Raw genomic sequence first — 260 nt, 5'->3', positions numbered from 1 at the left:
ATCATCCGGGAATAAGTAATATTGCAGATATGTGTTCGGAAGCGTATCCGGATCCGCCGCCTGTACGTCGCGCGCTTTTTTGAAGGTGTCATTCCAGCTTGCTTCAGTCTGTTCGGCCTCCGTCTTCGGAACGTAGCCGTATTCACGGACATGCTCTTTCAGCTTCGGCATTAAATCATTGCCTTCTCGATCCGTGATGGACGTCCACCAGCCAAAGTGGTTCAAGCCGTAGTAACGGACGTTCATTTCTTTTCGTGAAG

The 260-nt window shown here is 50.0% G+C and carries 1 protein-coding gene; it reads right to left on the bottom strand.

The genetic code is table 11. The features are described from left to right. Positions 1-260: family 4 glycosyl hydrolase (locus SB660_RS21670; protein ID WP_486304216.1), on the bottom strand; the 260-nt coding region annotated here is incomplete at both ends.

Source organism: Bacillus sp. SIMBA_005, from assembly GCF_046535585.1.
Taxonomy (GTDB): domain Bacteria; phylum Bacillota; class Bacilli; order Bacillales; family Bacillaceae; genus Bacillus; species Bacillus pumilus.
This window is presented reverse-complemented; position numbering and strand designations above follow the sequence as displayed.